At 64.9% G+C, this 17,895-nt stretch carries 16 protein-coding genes; 8 read left to right on the top strand and 8 right to left on the bottom strand.

Features of this window, described 5'->3' with window-relative positions:
• Window positions 1-162 precede the first annotated feature (162 nt).
• Together LMTR21_RS36895 and LMTR21_RS36890 are read left to right on the top strand one after the other, a co-directional pair.
• Window positions 163-1,806, top strand: a complete 1,644-nt coding sequence (locus LMTR21_RS36895; RefSeq protein WP_065755454.1) for a lysine--tRNA ligase — start codon at window positions 163-165, stop codon at window positions 1,804-1,806.
• A 286-nt stretch (window positions 1,807-2,092) separates the two neighbouring features.
• A complete protein-coding gene (locus LMTR21_RS36890) occupies window positions 2,093-2,875 on the top strand; it encodes a class II aldolase/adducin family protein (protein ID WP_065755453.1) in 783 nt (260 codons plus the stop codon).
• A gap of 130 nt (window positions 2,876-3,005) precedes the next feature.
• Here LMTR21_RS36890 and LMTR21_RS36885 read toward each other — a convergent pair whose 3' ends face one another.
• Both LMTR21_RS36885 and LMTR21_RS36880 read right to left on the bottom strand, forming a co-directional pair.
• The gene (locus tag LMTR21_RS36885) at window positions 3,006-3,509 is read right to left on the bottom strand and encodes a mismatch-specific DNA-glycosylase (RefSeq protein WP_065755452.1); all 504 of its coding nucleotides are present in this window, start codon (window positions 3,507-3,509) and stop codon (window positions 3,006-3,008) included.
• A gap of 13 nt (window positions 3,510-3,522) precedes the next feature.
• Window positions 3,523-4,176 carry a S24 family peptidase gene (locus LMTR21_RS36880; RefSeq protein ID WP_065755451.1) on the bottom strand — a complete coding sequence of 218 codons (654 nt, stop codon included), beginning with the start codon at window positions 4,174-4,176 and terminating at the stop codon, window positions 3,523-3,525.
• 185 nt (window positions 4,177-4,361) lie between these two features.
• On the opposite strand from LMTR21_RS36880, the gene LMTR21_RS36875 reads away from it, so the two are divergent.
• Entirely contained in the window at window positions 4,362-4,706 is a 345-nt protein-coding gene (locus LMTR21_RS36875; protein ID WP_065755450.1) for a DUF952 domain-containing protein, read from the top strand.
• Window positions 4,703-5,800, top strand: coding sequence for a quinone-dependent dihydroorotate dehydrogenase (locus LMTR21_RS36870; RefSeq protein ID WP_065755449.1), 1,098 nt, complete (start codon window positions 4,703-4,705; stop codon window positions 5,798-5,800). Before LMTR21_RS36875 ends, LMTR21_RS36870 begins: the two co-directional genes overlap by 4 nt.
• Window positions 5,801-5,806: 6 nt before the next feature.
• On the opposite strand, the gene LMTR21_RS36865 is transcribed toward LMTR21_RS36870, so the two are convergent.
• The 5 genes from LMTR21_RS36865 to LMTR21_RS36845 all read right to left on the bottom strand — a co-directional run bounded on the left by LMTR21_RS36865 (window position 5,807) and on the right by LMTR21_RS36845 (window position 10,980).
• Window positions 5,807-7,132: an MATE family efflux transporter gene (locus LMTR21_RS36865; protein ID WP_065755448.1), complete on the bottom strand. Its 1,326-nt coding sequence runs from the start codon at window positions 7,130-7,132 to the stop codon at window positions 5,807-5,809.
• A 1-nt stretch (window position 7,133) separates the two neighbouring features.
• Entirely contained in the window at window positions 7,134-7,868 is a 735-nt protein-coding gene (locus LMTR21_RS36860; protein ID WP_065755447.1) for an MBL fold metallo-hydrolase, read from the bottom strand.
• A gap of 25 nt (window positions 7,869-7,893) precedes the next feature.
• Complete coding sequence (locus LMTR21_RS36855) at window positions 7,894-8,196, bottom strand: DUF6460 domain-containing protein (RefSeq protein WP_065755464.1); 303 nt, start codon at window positions 8,194-8,196, stop codon at window positions 7,894-7,896.
• A gap of 97 nt (window positions 8,197-8,293) precedes the next feature.
• Window positions 8,294-9,946, bottom strand: coding sequence for a cisplatin damage response ATP-dependent DNA ligase (locus LMTR21_RS36850; protein ID WP_065755446.1), 1,653 nt, complete (start codon window positions 9,944-9,946; stop codon window positions 8,294-8,296).
• On the bottom strand, window positions 9,943-10,980 hold the full coding sequence (locus LMTR21_RS36845; protein ID WP_065755463.1) for a ligase-associated DNA damage response exonuclease: 1,038 nt from the start codon (window positions 10,978-10,980) through the stop codon (window positions 9,943-9,945). The genes LMTR21_RS36850 and LMTR21_RS36845 overlap by 4 nt, the downstream gene beginning before the upstream one ends.
• Before the next feature lie 156 nt (window positions 10,981-11,136).
• Here LMTR21_RS36845 and LMTR21_RS36840 point away from each other — a divergent pair, with 156 nt between their 5' ends.
• From LMTR21_RS36840 to pdeM, 4 genes are all read left to right on the top strand, one after another.
• Window positions 11,137-12,063 (top strand): class I SAM-dependent methyltransferase, encoded by a 927-nt coding sequence (locus tag LMTR21_RS36840; protein ID WP_065755445.1) that lies wholly within the window; start codon window positions 11,137-11,139, stop codon window positions 12,061-12,063.
• A gap of 106 nt (window positions 12,064-12,169) precedes the next feature.
• Window positions 12,170-13,399 carry an ABC transporter substrate-binding protein gene (locus tag LMTR21_RS36835; RefSeq protein WP_065755444.1) on the top strand — a complete coding sequence of 410 codons (1,230 nt, stop codon included), beginning with the start codon at window positions 12,170-12,172 and terminating at the stop codon, window positions 13,397-13,399.
• A 131-nt stretch (window positions 13,400-13,530) separates the two neighbouring features.
• Window positions 13,531-16,110, top strand: coding sequence for a ligase-associated DNA damage response DEXH box helicase (locus tag LMTR21_RS36830; RefSeq protein WP_065755462.1), 2,580 nt, complete (start codon window positions 13,531-13,533; stop codon window positions 16,108-16,110).
• A 51-nt stretch (window positions 16,111-16,161) separates the two neighbouring features.
• On the top strand, window positions 16,162-16,833 hold the full coding sequence (gene pdeM / locus LMTR21_RS36825) for a ligase-associated DNA damage response endonuclease PdeM (protein WP_065755443.1): 672 nt from the start codon (window positions 16,162-16,164) through the stop codon (window positions 16,831-16,833).
• A 128-nt stretch (window positions 16,834-16,961) separates the two neighbouring features.
• On the opposite strand, the gene LMTR21_RS36820 is transcribed toward pdeM, so the two are convergent.
• On the bottom strand, window positions 16,962-17,825 hold the full coding sequence (locus tag LMTR21_RS36820; RefSeq protein ID WP_065755461.1) for a LysR family transcriptional regulator: 864 nt from the start codon (window positions 17,823-17,825) through the stop codon (window positions 16,962-16,964).
• Window positions 17,826-17,895 lie beyond the last annotated feature (70 nt).

The raw sequence follows: 17,895 nt of genomic DNA, 5'->3' as shown, positions 1-17,895 counted from the left end.
TGGGCAAAGCGAAGCGTGCCCACCATCGGAGACGCAGGGCGGTGAGAGATGGTGGGCACGGCGCAAGTGCGCCTTTGCCCACCCTACGGCGTTTCGGCCGTCATTTTGCATTTTGCAGCGGAAGCGCTAGTTTCCGCGGCTTCCGGAGAGAGCTCATTTAAAATGTCCACCATCGACCTTGCCTTTAGCCCGAGCGATTTGCGCGCGCTCGCCGAACAATCCAACGCCTGGCCGTTCGAGCAGGCCAGGGCCATTGTCGCGCGGCTGAAGAAAAGTCCGAAGGACGAGGTGCTGTTCGAGACCGGCTATGGTCCGTCGGGCCTGCCGCATATCGGCACCTTCGGCGAGGTCGCGCGCACCACCATGGTCCGCCACGCCTTCCGCGTGCTGACCGAGGACAAGATCAAGACGCGGCTGCTCGCCTTCTCCGACGACATGGACGGCCTGCGCAAGGTGCCGGACAACGTGCCCAATCGCGACATGATGACGGCACATCTCGGCAAGCCGCTGACCCGCGTGCCGGACCCGTTCTCGAACGAGCATCCGTCGTTCGGTGCGGCCAACAACGCACGCCTGCGGGCGTTCCTCGATCACTTCGGCTTCGACTACGAGTTTGCGAGCGCGACCGAGTGCTACACGTCGGGCCGCTTCGATGCGACCTTGCTCAAGATGCTGGCCGCCTATGATCAGGTGATGGCGATCATCCTTCCGACCTTGGGGCCGGACCGGCGCGCGACCTATTCGCCGTTCCTGCCGATCAGCAAGACCACCGGCGTCGTGCTGCAGGTGCCGATGATCCGCCGCGACGTTGCTGCGGGTACGGTAACCTACGTCGACCCTGACACGGGCGACGAGGTGGAAACGCCGGTCACGGGCGGCAATGTGAAGTGTCAGTGGAAGGCCGACTGGGCCATGCGCTGGGTGGCGCTTGGCGTCGACTACGAAATGGCCGGCAAGGACCTGATCGACTCGGTGAAGCTCTCGGGCCCGATCGCCAAGGCGCTCGGCGGCACGCCGCCGGAAGGCTTCAACTACGAACTGTTCCTCGACGAGAAGGGCCAGAAGATCTCGAAGTCCAAGGGTAACGGTCTCACCATCGACGAATGGCTGCGCTACGCCTCGCCGGAATCGCTGTCGCTGTTCATGTACCGCGAGCCGAAGGCGGCGAAGCGGCTGTATTTCGACGTGATCCCGCGCAATGTCGACGATTACCAGCAATTCCTCGACGGGTTCACGCGGCAGGATGCCAAGCAGCAGCTCGCCAATCCGGTCTGGCACATCCATTCCGGCAAGCCGCCGAAGGCCGACATGCCGGTCACGTTCCAGCTTCTGTTGACGCTGGTGTCGTCGTCGAATGCGGAAAACGCCGAAACGCTGTGGGGCTTCATCGGCCGCTATCGTCCGGGCGTGACACCGCAGTCGCATCCGAAGCTCGACGCGATGGTCGGCTACGCCATCAACTACTACCGCGACTTCGTGGCGCCGACGAAGCAGTTCCGCGAGCCGACCGACAGCGAGCGCGCCGCGCTGCAGGATCTGCGCGATGCGCTGTCGCAATTGCCGGCGGGGTCGAGCGCCGAAGACATCCAGAACGTGGTCTACGAGATCGGTCGCCGCGAGCCGTTTTTGGATCAGGTGAAGAAGGGCAAGGATGGCCGGCCCGGCGTCTCGCTCGACTGGTTCAACATGCTCTACCAGGTGCTGCTCGGCCAGGAGAAGGGCCCGCGCTTCGGCTCGTTCGTCGCGGTGTATGGCGTGACGAACGCGGTCAACATGATCGACGGCGCGCTGGCGCGGAGCGCGTAGGCTTCTCTGTCGTCCCTGCGAAAGCAGGGACCCATAGCCACAGGTGGCGTTGTTGGCCTCGCTGTGGCTCCAACCTGATGCAAGCAACGAACGCCTGTGGTTATGGGTCCCGGCTCAAGGCCGGGACGACACCGGAGGGGTGCGCCCCGGTGCCGCAAACCGGGATGGCAGGCCCGCCGCAATTTCAGCCACGGCCTGCGCCGGATTGCGCTACAATGCCACCCATAACTGCCATCAAAGCCTCCGGTGAGAGGCGGGCATCACAAGCGGATCAGGGAGAAAGCTCATGCAGTTCAGGGTTTCGCCGAAGTCGCTCAGCGAATACAGCGCCGAGGAATGGCAGGCGCGGGTCGATCTCGCGGCCGCGCACCGGCTGGCCTTCATCCAGGGATTTTCCGAAGGCATCTTCAACCATCTGACCTTCGTGGTGCCTGATAAGAGCGACCGCTACTACCAGATCCCGTTCGGCACGCATTGGTCGGAGGTCACGGCGTCTTGCTTCATGGAAGTCGGCATCGACGACGGCGAGGTCAAGAGCGGCGAGGGCGAGGTCGAGCGCTCCTGCTATTGCATCCATGCGCCGATCCACAAGGCGCTGCCGCAGGCAAAGGCGGTGTTTCACACCCACATGCCGCATGCCAGCGCGCTGACGCGGCTGGAAGATCCCCGCATCAAGGAGATCGGCCAGACCGAGGTCGGGCTATCAGGCGCGATTGCCTATGACGACGAGTATACCGGCCCGGCCCTCGATCCTGCCGAAGGCGCGCGGCTGGCAAAGGTGATCGGCGACAAGACCGTGCTGTTCATGGCCAATCACGGCATCTCCACCGTCGGCGCCACCGTCGCGGAAGCCTATGACATGCTCTACTACGTCGAGCGCGCTGCCCAGGTGCAGATCTATGCGATGTGGACGGGACAGAGGCTGAAACAGCTTCCCGCGCCCGTGGTGGAGAAAACCAAGCGCGATTACAAGGACGAGCATCTCTACAAGGGCCCGACCCCGGCCCAGCGGCATTTCGATGCGTTGAAGCGGATGCTGGACAGGAAAGAGCCCGATTACGCGACGTAGTCTTGCTGCAGCCGTAGGGTGGGCAAAGGCGCGTAGCGCCGTGCCCACCATCTTCCATCCAGATTTGCGCTGCGGATGGTGGGCACGCTTCGATTTGCCCACCTACGGTTTCCTTCTTGTGGAAAGGCCTTCAACCCGCCGCCCTGACTTCATTCGCAAACCGATGCCAGATTTCCGGCTGCCAACTCCCGTTGGCCGCGCCCGAGGTCGACGGCAGGATCCACACCCGGGTGTCGCCGATCAGTTCGCGCTGCTCGCCATAGTCGCGCTTGCCGTCGAAGAATTTCTGTCCGGCCGTCTTGCTGGTGAATGCTAGAAATCGCGGGCGAAATGTCGTGATCGCATCGCTCAGCCGGCTGCGATCCGCCACCGTCAGCTTCGGCAGCGTGGCGCGGTCCATGCCCGCGCCCGCTTTCACGAGATCAGTCAGGCCGATCCCATGTTGCAGCAGGTCACGATATTGCTGCGGCTGCAGCCGCTCCGGCGTCAGCTTCGTCTCGTGCAGGATCGCCCAGAACTTGTTCTGCCGGTGCGCGTAGTAGGCCCGCTCGGCCGCGGAGGTCGTGCCGGCGGCGGTTCCGCACAGCACGATGCGAAGGGAGTGTTGCAGCAGGTCGCTCAGCACGTCCGTCACGGCAACGGCGACCCTACTGGCTCGCCCACACGATGCGCGCAATCCAGGCGACGTCATCGGCTTCTAGCGTGCGGTCAGCCTGTGCCGGGTTCAGCGACTGCAGCTCCAGCGTCTTTGTCGTCCGCCGCTTCAATTCCTTGACCATCACTTCGCCGTCCGAGGTCTTGAGCACCACGCGATCGCCGCGCCGGATCGGTGTACCCGGCGACACCACGATGATGTCGCCGTCGCGATAGGTCGGCCTCATCGAATCGCCGGAGATCTCCAGCGCGTAGGCGTGCTCGTCGCTGGCCGATGGCAGCGCCGCCTCGTCCCAGCCCTTTCCGGCGGGAAAGCCGCTGTCGTCGAAATGGCCGCCGCTGCCGGCTTGCGCGAGCGCGAGCAGCGGCACCGATTGCAGGCTGCGCGCACCGTCTCCGATCAGTTGCACGAAAGTGTCGATCGACGCATTGGTCGCGGCCAGCGCCTTGGAGACCGATTCGGTCGAAGGCCAGCGCTCGCGCCCGTCGGGGGTGATGCGCTTGGATTTGTTGAACGTGGTGGGGTCGAGGCCGGCGCGCCTGGCCAGCCCCGAGGGCGACATGCCGGCACGTTCCGCCAGCCGGTCGAGCGCGGTCCAGACCTGGCTATGGGTCAGAAGCCGTTGCGCCTTGGCGTGCCTCGCCATCGAAAATTCCTGGGAGCGGTCTAGGAATTATTACCTGATCCGGCCCCGTTGCGCAATCTTCGCGCCACGCCTGCGGCGGCAGCGCTTGAGTTGGCGGCCTGCCGCCTTTACGGTCGGCCGCCAGCCCGGCCATGTCCGGGAAATCCCAAGAGACTCAACGACAAGCAGGGGAAGCCCGGAAAGCCGTGCCCACGATCTATAAAATCACTCCCGCCTCGGCCTGGCGCGAGGCCGAACGGCAGGGCGTCTACCGGGGCAGCGCGGACGATCTGCGCGACGGATACATTCATTTCTCGACCGCCGCCCAGGTCGCCGAGACGGCGCGAAAGCATTATTTCGGCCAGACCGGCCTGTTCCTGGTCGCGGTCGATGCCGACGCGTTGGGCGATGCGTTGCGCTGGGAGCCTTCGCGCAACGACGAGCTGTTCCCGCATCTCTACGGCGAGCTCGATCTCGGCGCGGTGACCGCCATCCTCGATATGCGCGCGCGGTCCGACGGCAGTCACGACATTCCGGAGCTTACGCCGTGATCCGCGCCTTCGACGCCTTTTCGCTGCCGCTCCTGCGCTGGTTCGATCCGGAGGACGCCCATCGCATGGCGATCCATGGCCTGCGGCTGCTGCCGCCGGTCAAGCCGCGCGCGGACGATTCGAAACTGGCGGTGCGGGCCTTCGGCCTGAATTTTCCCAACCCGATCGGCATGGCGGCGGGCTTCGACAAGAGCGCGGAGGTGCCCGACGGGCTGTTGCGGCTCGGCTTCGGCTTTGTCGAGATCGGCACCGTGACGCCGAAGCCGCAGGGCGGCAACCCGCGGCCGCGGCTGTTCCGGCTGGAGCGGGATGAAGCCGTGATCAACCGCATGGGCTTCAACAATGACGGCGCTGAGGTTGCGCTGCGGCGCCTCGCGGCGCGCGCCCATCATGGCGGCATCGTCGGCGTCAATGTCGGGGCCAACAAGGATTCGCCCGACCGCGTCGCCGATTACGTCAAGCTGATCGAGACCTTTGCGCCGGTCGCGAGCTATTTCACCGTCAATGTTTCCTCGCCGAATACGCCGGGCCTGCGCAATCTGCAGCAATCGACCGCGCTCGACGAACTGCTGGCCAAGGTGATCGACGCGCGCGAGCGGGTGCGGAAGAACGCCGGCGATTCCCCGGTGCTGCTCAAGATCGCGCCGGATCTCAGCCTGACCGAACTCGACGACGTCGTGCACATCGCGCGCTCGCGCGGTATCGATGGCATGATCGTCGGCAACACCACGCTGGCGCGGCCCTCGACCTTGCGCGAACAGGCGAAGGCGAAAGAGCAGGGCGGCCTATCCGGCCGGCCGCTGTTCCGATTGTCGACCCGCATGGTGGCCGAGACGTATGTGCGCACCGAAGGCGCGTTTCCGCTGATCGGCGTCGGCGGCATCGATAGCGGCGGCGCTGCGCTGACGAAAATTCGCGCCGGCGCGAGCCTGATCCAGCTCTATTCGTCGCTGGTCTACAAGGGGCTGGGGCTGGTCGACGACATCAAGAACGACCTCGCGTCCACCTTGCTGCGCACGGGGCGCGACTCGCTGTCGGAAATCGTCGGCGCCGATGCCGCGACGATCACGGCAGAGGAATGGCCGGTGAGGTAGGCGCGGCTACGAGCCGAACGATTTCCTCAACAACGCCGGATAGCGCAGCGCCTCCAGCCCGCCACGCGCGGCGTAGTGCACCAGCAGCGCGCCCCAGAGCCCGGCATTGCCGAATGACCGCAGCGCGAACCAGGCGGTGAGGAAGATCACGAGCGAGGCCACCATCAAATTGCGCATGTCGCGCGCCCAGGTGGCGCCGATATAGACGCCGTCAAAGGCAAAGGCGAACACGCCAAGCAGCGGCGCGAAGATCACGAACGGCAAATAATCGCGCGCGATGCGCCGCACGTCCACGCTCGCCGTCATCATGTCGATAAACGCAGCTCCAAACAGCAGGAAACAGGTAGCCACCGCGAGCGCGAAGCCAAAGCCCCACATCACGACGAGCTTCACCGCCCCGGCAAAGGCCGCCTTGTCGCGGGCACCATAGGCGCGGCCGCAGAGCTGCTCGGCGGCGTTGGCGAGGCCGTCGAGGAAGAACGCGCCGAACAGCAGAAAATTGTTGAGCACCGCGTTGGCGGCGAGCGTCGTGTCGCCGGCACGCGCGCCCTGCGCAGTGAAGAACAAGAACGCTGCGATCAGCGATGCGGTGCGGATCATGATGTCGCGATTGACCGAAAGCATCCGCATCAGCTTGTTCCGATCGAACAGCAGCGCGCGGGAAGCCGAGAATTGCTCTTTCGAAAGGTGGCGCGCGATCAGCACGCCGAGCATCAGACCCGCGGCTTCCGCGATCAGCGCGGCGATTGCGGCGCCGGCAATTCCGAAGTCGAGCGCCAGCACCAGCACGACGGTCGCCGCCACGTTGACGAGATTGATGGTGATCTGCGTGCCGAGCGCCAGCTTTGCCCGCGCCTGCCCGACCAGCCACCCCAGCACGACATAATTGCCTAGCGCCAGCGGCGCCGACCAGATCCGGATGATGAAGTAGGTCTTGGCAGCGCCGGTGACGCCCTCGCTGCCACCCATCGCGTTGAGGAGAAGGTTGGCGAGCGGCATCTGCAGGGCAATGAGCACCGCGCCGACCAGCGCGGCAACGATCAGTCCGCGCAGCAGGATCGCGCGCAATTCCGACGTCTCGCCCGCGCCCAGCGATTGCGCCGTGAACGCTACCGTGCCCATGCGCAGGAAGCCGAACAGCCAGAACATGCAGTCGAACAGCACGGAGGCCATCGCCACGCCGCCGAGCAACGTGGCATCGCCGAGCCTGCCGATCGCGGTCGTCGAGACGATGCCGATCAGCGGCGTCGTCAGGTTCGCGACCATCGCGGGACCCGCGATGGCGAACACCTGTCTGGTCGTGACCCTGGAAGCAGGATTGAGCGAATGCATCCTAGAGCTCGATCACCATGCCATCTTCGGCAGCGGTGTAGGGCAATTCGCCAATGCGGGCGAGCATGTCATCGCTCATATGCGTCAGCACCAGCCGCTTGGTGTTGATCTCGCCAAGATGCGCTTCCAGCGTCTTCAGGCTGAGGTGGTTCTTGACGATCTTGTCGTAATAGTAGGCTTCCGCAATGAACAGGTCGGCGCCGCGCGCCGCCGGGACCAACGTTTCGGTCCATTCGGTGTCGGCGCTGTAGGTGATGACGCGGCCCTCGGCCTCGACGCGATAGGCCAGGAACGGTCCGCCGGATTCGCCGTGGACGACGGGATAGGGCGTCACCTTGACCTCGCCGAACGTGCGGCTCTGCTCCGGCTTGAGCGCGACAACCGAGAGATCGAAGCGCTGCTTTGTCTTGGATGAATGCTCGAACAACGCTTCCATCAGGTTGGACAGCTTGGTCTCGATCCCTCGCGGCCCGGCGATGACGAGCGGGCGGGTACGCCGCGTGAACTGCGCATCCAGCAGCAGGAACGGCAGGCCGCCAAAATGGTCGCCGTGGAAATGCGTGATCAGGATCAGGTCGATGGCGTCGCTGATGATGCCGAGGCGCTTGAGCGCCGGCAGCGAGGAGGCGCCGCAATCGATCAGGAAATTGACGCTGTTGCCCGTGACGTGGAAGCAGGTGTTGAATCTGCCTCCCGAGCCGAGCGCATCGCCGCAGCCGACAAATCGTAATTGCATCGGCCGCTCACCGCCTGTTGAAGGATTATCGCCCGCGCGAGCTGCCAAACAGCCGCGACAGCAGCCAGATCGGGATCACGAGCACGGCGCCGAGCAGGAAGTAGCGCCACAGCCAGTTGACGGCGTCGAAGCCGAGATCCCACAGCCGCCGGAACAGCGTCTGGATGCTGTGCAGGATATTCCAGGGATCGAAGCCGATGGCGGCGAGCACGACACCGACCAGGATCGACAGCAGGATCAACCGGAACGCCACCGACAGCGGCGAGCCGCCGAGGAAGCGGTACAGGCCGTCATTGCCGGCCGGCAGGTCTCTGATGTCGTTGGGCATTGGTCTCTCCTCGCGGGTCGCGCGCATTATAGGGCACGGCGGGGCACATGGGGAACCCGCTTGTGCCGGTCAATGGCCGCCATGCGCCTTTGAAATGTTAATTTGCCGTCACGTCCTTCAGCATCCGCTCCAGCGTCTCTAGCCGGTCGGCCTCGCGCGGCGGCTTGTCCCAGCGCAGGCGGCTGATGCGCGGAAACCGCATCGCGACACCGGATTTGTGTCGCGGCGAGCGGGCCAGCCCCTCGAAGGCGACTTCCAGCACCAGGCCCTGATCGGGCTCATGCACGACATGACGGACGGGGCCGAATTTTTCTGTCGTGTTGCGGCGGACGAAGCGGTCGATCTGCAGCAGCTCTTCGTCGGTGAAGCCGAAATAGGCTTTGCCGACCGGCACCAGTTGCTCGCCGTGGTCGCCGTTGGTCCAGACGCCGAACGTGTAATCCGAATAATAGGACGAGCGCTTGCCGTGCCCGCGCTGCGCATACATCAGCACGGCGTCGATGATGTGCGGGTCGCGCTTCCACTTCCACCATTGGCCTTTGGGGCGGCCCGGCAGATAGGGCGCGTCGCGCCGCTTCAGCATGACGCCCTCGACTGCCTCGGCGTCCTCCCCCGCGCCGGCGCTTGACGGATCGGCGCGCGCTGCCATCAGCGCCTCCCAACTATCGAAGGCAACCTTCGGCGACAGATCGATGCGCGGGTCGTCGAGCTTTCTGATGAAGGTCTCGAGATGCGCGCGGCGCTCGGCAAACGGCAATTCGCGCAAATCGTTTTCGTCGTCGCCGAGAAGGTCATAGGCGCGCAGGTGAATCGGAAAGTCCTTGATCAGTTTTGGCGAGACGACTTTTCGGTTCAGCCGTTGCTGCAACACATTAAAAGTCTGCACGCGGCCCTCGCGCAGTACCAACAGTTCGCCGTCGATCGCGCCGGGCAGGCGCAGCGACGGCACCAGGTCGGGAAAGCTTTTCGTGATGTCCTCGCCGGTGCGCGAATAGAGCCTCGCCTGCATCTGTCCGCGCTCGTCGCGACCGACGACCGCCTGCACGCGGATGCCGTCCCATTTCCATTCCGCGATGAAATCGGTGGGATCGAGACTGGCAAAATCCGCATCCTCGATCGCATGCGCCAGCATCACGGGCCGGAACGGTGCGGGATCGCGATTGACCGGCTTGTCGCCGCGGCCTTCCAGCCAGGCGAACAGGTCGAGATAGGGCGGGGCGAGGCCCGGCCAGATCAGTTCGATCTCATGCGGGTCCTTGTCGCCAAGTGCAGCCGCAGCGGTCTTGGCCAGCCGCGCCGAAATCCCGATCCGCATCGCGCCGGTGACGAGTTTTAAGAGCGCCCAGCGGCCGGTCTCGTCGAGTTCATCGAGCCAGCGCGCGAGCTGTTTTGGGAGATCGGTCTTGCCGAGCGTGCGGAGGGTGACGACGACCTCGGAAAGGGTGGGGGGAGGCGGGTTGTTGTGGCCGGCGAGTGCGGCCTTGGGCCACATCAGCGCAATCGTCTCGGATAGATCCCCGACATAATCATACGATAACCCAAACAGCACCGGATCGGCGCGATCCATGATCAGGTCGCGGATCAGTCCCGGCTTGGCGTGCTTGAACGATAGCGCGCCGGTCAATGCCGCCAGCGCGTAGCCGCGGTCGGGATCGGGCGTGTCGCGAAAGTAAGCCGTGATCAGCCGCAGCTTGTTGTTGCGGCCCGGCTCATAGGCGAGGCGGTCCAGGAGTTCGGCGAAGCGGTTCATACCTCGGCCTCGTCGGCCACGACCGTCTCGCTCTCCTCTTCATCGCCGTATCCAACGAGATCGAGCGGCCGCGCGGCAAGGCCACGCGACTTGCACCAATGCACCAGCGCATCTTCCTGGCCATGCGTGACCCAGACCTCGCCGGCGCCGGTGGCGGCGATGGTCGCGGTCAGGCCGTCCCAGTCGGCATGGTCTGAAATCACCAGCGGCAGTTCGACGCCGCGCTGGCGGGCGCGCGCCCGCACCCGCATCCAGCCCGAGGCAAACGCCGTAACCGGGTCGGGGAAACGTCTGGTCCAGATGTCGGAGGTAGCCTGTGGCGGCGCCAGCGCGATGGTGCCGGCGAGATCGGCCTTCTTCACGCCCTTCACAGGACGCAGTTCGCCGAGCGCAACGCCGCGGCTTTGATAGTAGTGTGTGATCTCCTCCATCGCGCCATGCAGATAGATCGGCGCATCGTAACCTTGCTCGCGCAATAGCGCGATCACGCGCTGCGCCTTGCCGAGCGAATAGGCGCCGACCAGATGCGCGCGCTCTGGAAACAGCGCCACCGACGCCAGCAATTTCTTCACCTCGTCCGCCGCATCGCCGTGGCGAAACACCGGCAGACCGAACGTCGCCTCGGTGATGAAGACGTCGCAAGGCACCACTTCGAAGGGCGTACAGGTCGGGTCGGTGGCGTCCTTGTAGTCGCCGGAGGCGACGATGCAGAGGCCGTTGCAACTCACCGCAATCTGCGCCGAGCCCAGCACATGGCCTGCGGGATGGAATTTGACCTTGACGTCGCCGAGCCGGATCTCCTCGCCGTAGCGAATGGCTTGCGTCGAACGCGCAAAATTGTCGCCGTAACGCAGCCGCATCATGTCGAGCGTTTCCTGCGTGGCGAGCACGGCGCCGTGGCCGGGCCGGGCGTGATCGGAGTGGCCGTGGGTAATCACGGCGCGTTCGACCGGCCGCACCGGATCGATGTGGAAGCCGCCCGGCTTGCAGCACAGGCCGGCAGCAACTGGCAGCAGGATGTCGTGCGGACGCATGCCGGACATATAGGTGCTTTGGCCGCGATGTTTAGCCGTCATGCGCGGGCTTGACCCGCGCATCCATCTTCTCAAGAATCCTTCTTTTGATGGATTGCCGGGTCATCCCCGATCAGGTCGAGGACAAGCGCCCGGCAATCACAGATTTCGGAACCCATGCCCGCCCGCCTTTTTCTCTCTTCCGGCGATCTGATGGCCGACCGCCGGTTCGAATTCGCGCGCGACCTGCAATTGAAGGGCGATCTGCCGGCCGCGGCTGATCTGCTGTTGCAGGCGATCGAGCTGGCGCCGCACTTCACCTCCGCCTGGTTCACGCTCGGCGGCATCCGCGAAGAACTCGGCGAGCATAAGGCGGCCGTCTCGGCGTTTCAAAAGGCGCGGGCCAGCGATCCCGGTGATCGCCACGGCGCCGCGCTTCGGTTGATGCGGCTCGGCGCAGCGCCATTGGCCGGGATGTCGCAGGCCTATGTGCAAACCCTGTTCGACCAATACGCGCCGCGCTTCGAATCCTCGCTGGTCGGCGACCTCGGCTATCGCGGTCCGGAACTGCTGTTTCGTGCGGTGCTGTCGGCGCGATCGGCCGCTGGAAAGCCGGCGTTCTTCAAGCGCGCAATCGATCTCGGATGCGGCACCGGGCTTGCAGCGTCGGCCTTCGCCAGTAACGCCGATCATTTCATCGGCGTCGATCTGTCGCCGCGCATGATCGAGCGGGCGCGCGGCACCGGCCACTACGCCGAGCTTGAAGTCGCCGACATGCTGCAGGGTTTGCGTTCGAGGCTGGATGCCAGCGCCGATCTCATTCTCGCCGCGGATGCCGTGGTATACGTCGCCGATCTCGCGCCGGTGCTGATAGAAGCCGCGCGCGTGCTTACGCCGGGTGGCCTGCTCGCCTTCACCGCCGAAACCCATGACGGCGAAGGCGTCATCATCGGCCGGGGCCTGCGCTACGCCCATGCTGCCGCTTACACGCGTGCCGCGGTGGAGAGCTCCGGTCTGAAATTATCGCTGCTGGAAGATCGCTCCGCCCGCAACGAGGACAACACTCCCGTACCGGGCCTGGTCGCCGTCGCCGCCAAAACTTGAGTCTAGACGCTACGCACACAGCGTATGGCGGCATTGCGTGCGACATGTCAGCTATTGCCACTGGCGCCGGAATGCCGGATCAAGCTCCCATAAGGGAGAAACAACAATGAAGAACAAACAAACCCGGCGCGAATTCGGCGCCACCGTGCTTGCCTCCGCCCTCGCTTCCGCCATGCCGGCGCCCTTCGTCTGGGCCGCGGAAAAGAAATACGATCCGGGCGCCAGCGACACCGAAATCAAGATCGGGCAGACCGTGCCGCATTCCGGTCCCGGCTCGCTCTATGGCGTGCTGGGACGCGTCGGCGAGGCTTATTTCCAGATGCTGAACGAGAAGGGCGGCATCAACGGACGCAAGGTGAAATTCTTTTCCATGGACGACGCCTACAGCGCGCCGAAATGCGTCGAGGCGACGCGGCGGCTGGTCGAGCAGGAGGAAGTGCTGGCGCTGTATGGCTCGCTCGGCACCGCGCCGCAGACCGCCGTGCACAAATATCTCAACTCGAAGGGCGTGCCGCAGCTCCTGCTCAATACCGGCGCGTCGAAATGGAACGACCCGAAGAACTTCAAATGGACCATGGCGGGCCTGCCGCTTTATCCGACGGAAGCGCGCATCCTTGCCAAGCATGTCGTGGGGGTGAAGCCGAACGCAAAGATCGGCATCCTCTATCAGAACGACGATTTCGGGCGCGACTTCCTCGCGCCCTTCAAGAAGGTGCTGGCGGATGCCGGCGGCGCCGCCAAGGTGATCATAGAGCAGAGCTACGATCTGACCGAGCCGACGATCGATTCGCAGATCATCAGTCTCTCGAAATCCGGCGCCGATGTTTTCTACAATATCTCGACCGGCAAGGCGTCGTCGCAGTCGATCCGCAGAGTCGCGGAACTCGGCTGGAAGCCGCTGCATCTGCTATCGGCGGGATCGACCGGCCGCTCGATTCTCAGCGCCGCCGGTTTCGAGAACGCCGCCGGCATCGTCGCGATCAGATACGCCAAGGAAGTCGGCGTGCCGCGCTTCGAGAAGGACGCGGACGTGATGGCATTCGAGGAGCTACGCAAAAAGTATCTGCCCAATGTCGACCCTGACAACACCATCGCCTTTGCCGGCTATGGCCAGGTCGCGTCGATGGCGGAAATCCTGCGCCGCTGCGGCGACGAACTCACCCGCGCCAACGTGCTGAAACATGCCACGACGCTGGCGGGTTTTCATTCGCCCTATTTCCTCGACGGCGTGAACTACAGCTATACGCCCGAGGACTACACGCCGATGAAGACGCTCTACATCTCGATCTTCAACGGCAAGGACTGGGATATCTCGGACAAGCCAGTGACGGAGTAGCCGGTCATTCCGGGGCGATGCGCAGCATCGAACCCGGAATCTCGAGGTTCCGGGTTCGCTGCGCGCCCCGGAACGACGGGTCTGCGGCTCCAGCCCTCGACGAGGCCGCCTGAACCGCTTACCTCTTGGGCGTGTCGACGCTCGATCTCTTCTCCGTCACGCCGTCGGAAACGGCCGACCTGCTGCCGCGCCAGTTTCGCGACTGGTTCGCCGCGCGCGGCTGGTCGCCCCGGGAGCACCAATTGGCGCTGCTTGCGAAAGCACGGGAGGACCGCTCGGCGCTGCTGATCGCGCCGACCGGCGCCGGCAAGACGCTGGCTGGCTTTCTCCCGACGCTGGTGGAGCTTTCCCATCCAGCCGTCCAACGGGGCGAAGGCACCAAGAACCTCATCTCGACCGGCCGCAGCGTGAAGCGCACCGGCGGTCTTCACACCCTCTACATCTCGCCGCTGAAAGCGCTCGCGGTCGATATCGCGCGCAACCTGGAGACGCCGATCGCGGAGATGGGGCTGCCGATCAAGGTCGAGACCCGCACCGGCGACACGCCGGTGTCGCGGCGGCAGCGGCAACGGCGCTATCCGCCGGATATTTTGCTCACCACGCCGGAACAACTGGCGCTGCTGTTGTCCTCCGACGACGCGCCGTTTCTGTTCTCCTCGCTCCGGCGCATCGTGCTCGACGAGTTGCATGCGCTCGTCACCTCCAAGCGCGGCGATTTGCTGTCGCTGGGGTTGGCGCGGCTGTGGCGGCTGGCGCCGGAGATGCGCGCGATCGGCCTGTCGGCGACGGTAGCCGAGCCGGAATCGCTGGCGCGGTTTCTGATGCCGCAGCGCGATGGCAGGGAAGTGTCCGCCGATATCGTTGTGGCCGGCGGCGCCGCGGTGCCCGTCGTCGAGATGCTCGACACAAAGGAGCGCCTGCCCTGGGCCGGCCACACCGCGCGCCATGCGCTTGGCGAAATGTACGAGCTGATCAAGCGCAACAAGACCACGCTGATCTTCGTCAACACTCGCAGCCAGGCCGAAATGCTGTTCCAGGATTTCTGGCGCATGAACGACGACGGCCTCGCCATCGCCCTGCATCACGGCTCGCTCGACGTCGCCCAGCGCCGCAAGGTCGAGGATGCGATGGCGGCGGGAAAACTGCGTGGCGTGGTCTGCACCTCCTCGCTCGACCTCGGCATCGACTGGGGCGACATCGATCTCGTCGTCAATGTCGGCGCGCCCAAGGGCGCCTCGCGCCTGATGCAGCGGATCGGCCGCGCCAACCACCGACTCGACGAGCCCTCGCGCGCGGTGCTGATCCCGGCCAACCGTTTCGAGGTGCTGGAATGCCGCGTCGCGATCGATGCCATCGCGGAGAATGCGCAGGACACGCCGCCATTGCGGACCGGCGCGCTCGACGTGCTGGCGCAGCACGTGCTCGGCTGCGCCTGCGGCGAGCCGTTTCTTTCCGATGAGCTCTATGAGGAAGTGCTGACCTCGGCACCCTATGCGTCGCTGACGCGCAACGATTTCGACGACGTGGTCGATTTCGTCGCCACCGGCGGCTATGCACTGAAAACTTATGAGCGTTTCGCCCGCATCAAGCAGGACAAGCAGGGCCGCTGGCGCGTCGCCAACCCAAAGGTGCGGCAGAGCTATCGTCTCAACGTCGGCACCATCGTCGAAGAGGCCATGCTCAAGGTGAGGCTGGTGCGCGGCCGCGGTAGCGGGGCCGGCTCCACCGGCATGATCGGCCGCGGCGGCAGGATGCTGGGCGAGATCGAGGAATATTTCATCGAAGGACTGGTCGCCGGCGACACCTTCGTTTTCGGCGGCGAGATCGTGCGTTACGAAGCGCTGGTCGAGGACCAGGTCTACGTCTCTCGCGCCAACGACAAGGACGCCAAAGTGCCGTCCTACATGGGCGGCAAGTTTCCATTATCCACCTATCTGGCCGAACGCGTCCGGAAACTGCTTGATGACCGGCGGCAGTGGAACGCGCTGCCGGAGCAGGTGCGCGACTGGCTGTCGCTGCAACGGCACTTTTCCCGCGTGCCCGCCGTGCGCGAGCTCTTGATCGAAACTTTCCCGCGCGGCGGCAAGCATTACATGGTGTGCTATCCCTTCGAGGGTCGGCTCGCGCATCAGACGCTCGGCATGCTGCTGACGCGCCGGCTGGAGCGCGCCCGCGCCCGGCCGCTCGGCTTCGTCGCCAATGAATATGCGCTCGCGATCTGGGGCCTTGGCGACATCTCCTTCATGGTACGTCACGGCAAGCTCGATTTCGCCGCGCTGTTCGCGCCCGACATGCTCGGCGACGACCTCGAGGCGTGGCTCGCCGAGTCCGCACTGATGAAACGCACCTTCCGCAATTGCGCGCTGATCTCGGGCCTGATTCCGCGGCGCTTCACCGGCGAAGAAAAGAGCCGCCGCCAGGTGCTGTTCTCGACCGACCTCGTCTACGACGTGCTGCGCAAGCACCAGGCCGACCACGTGCTGCTGCGTGCCGCGCGCGCTGATGCTGCCGCCGGCCTGCTCGATCTCAAGCGTCTGGGTGATATGCTCTCCCGCATCCAGGGACGAATCACCCATCGGGAACTCGAACATGTTTCGCCGCTGGCGGTGCCGGTGATGCTGGAAATCGGCCGCGAGTCAGTTTATGGCGAAGCGGGCGACGAGTTGCTGGCGGAAGCCGCCGACGAACTCGTCAAAGAGGCGATGGGATAGACGGGAAGGCACGTGACGGCGGGGGCGCAATCTTCGGGAGACGATCAAGAGATGCGCGCCTCGAAGGTCATGGTAGCCGACGTCAGGTTCGTTGCCGACCTCTCCGGCACGCTGTTCTGGCAGGAGCAGCGCCTCCTCGTCGTATCCGACCTGCATCTGGAAAAAGGCTCGAGCTTCGCCAGGCGCGGCGTGCTGCTGCCGCCTTACGACACCGTCGCGACACTGAGCCGGCTCGCCGCCGTGATCGCGCGGCACGACCCGCGCATGGTGATTGCGCTCGGCGACAGCTTTCACGATCGCGAGGCGCATGAACGGTTGTCTGAGTCTGACCGCGACGCGCTCTCGGCAATGCAGGCGCGGCGCGACTGGATCTGGATCTCGGGCAATCACGATCCGGCGCTGCCGTCCGATCTCGGCGGCACGGTGGCGAACGAGGTCGCGATCGGGCCGATTGCCTTCCGCCATGAGCCCACGGGAGCCGCCGGCGAAATCGCCGGCCATCTGCATCCCAAGGCCCGCGTCGCCACCCGCGGCCGCTCGATGGAGCGGCGTTGTTTTGCCAGCGACGGCGAGCGCGCGGTGATGCCGGCGTTCGGCGCCTATACCGGCGGCCTCAGCATCCGCGATCCGGCGTTCGCAAAAATTTTCGGGACGCCGGGTTTTATGGCGCATGTGCTCGGCGACAACCGGCTGCACGCGATCGCGGCGTCGCGGTGTTATTGAGAATCTAGATCGGTCTTGGACCGTAGGGTGGGCAAAGCGCAGCGTGCCCACCATTCAGGAGCGACGTTGTTGATGGATGGTGGGCACTGCGCTTCGCGCCTTTGCCCACCCTACGATTCCTCGTATCGCTACGCTGCCTTCGCCTGCACCGTCTCGCAAAACTCCGCCAGCCGGTCCGCCAGCCGCAGCGTCGCCGGGCTGGCGTTGGGCGCGGCCACCAGCGCGACTTCCGTCTTGTCGATCGGCGCAAAGCCGTCTCGCGCGGTCAGCACGCGATGGTCGGCCTGGATCGCGATCTCGGACAAAATGCTCAAGCCCATGCCGGCCGCGATCGCGGCCTGGATGCCGGAGAGGTTGGAAGAAGTATAGGTCATGTGCCAGGTCCGCCCTGCGCTCTCCAGCGCATGGATGGCGCCTGCGCGATAGAGGCAGCCCGTTGGAAACCCGATCAGCGGCACGGAGCCCTCGCGTGTATCGCGCGGGTGGCTCTTGCTGGTGACCCAATGCACGCGCTCCGGCCATGCCGCGATGCCGCCTTTCTCGCCGGCCGGACGCTTGAACAGCGCAAGGTCGAGTTCGCCGCGTTCAAGCTCGCGCTTCAGGTTGGCGCTCTGGTCGGCGCGCACGTCGAGCCGCAGCATGGGATGCGAGCGGGAGAAAGCCGCAAGCAGCTTGGTCAGGCGATAGGCGGCAAAATCCTCGGGAACCCCGAGCCGCACTGCGCCTTCATTGCCCGGACGCGCCACCACGTCGCGCGCTTCTTCCGCGAGCGACAACAGCCGCCGCGCATAGGACAGCAGGCGTTCACCGGCTTCGGTCGGCGTCACATCCTTGCCGTTGCGGTTGAGCAGCGGCTGGCCGACGTCGTCTTCCAGCCGCTTGATCTGCTGGCTCACGGTCGATTGCGTGCGGTGAACGCGCTCGCCGGCGCGGGTAAAGCCGCCGGCATCGACGACGGAAACGAAGCTGCGCAGGAGCTCCAGATCGAGCATGGCCATGCTCCATTTATAAATCCACTGGATGTCAGTTTATCATTTAATTTCCAAATATCAAGGTGCGGGC

It is taken from the genome of Bradyrhizobium paxllaeri, assembly GCF_001693515.2.
Classification (GTDB): Bacteria; Pseudomonadota; Alphaproteobacteria; order Rhizobiales; family Xanthobacteraceae; genus Bradyrhizobium; species Bradyrhizobium paxllaeri.
The sequence above is the reverse complement of the archived record's forward strand: the minus strand, read 5'-3'. Positions and strand labels throughout refer to the sequence as shown.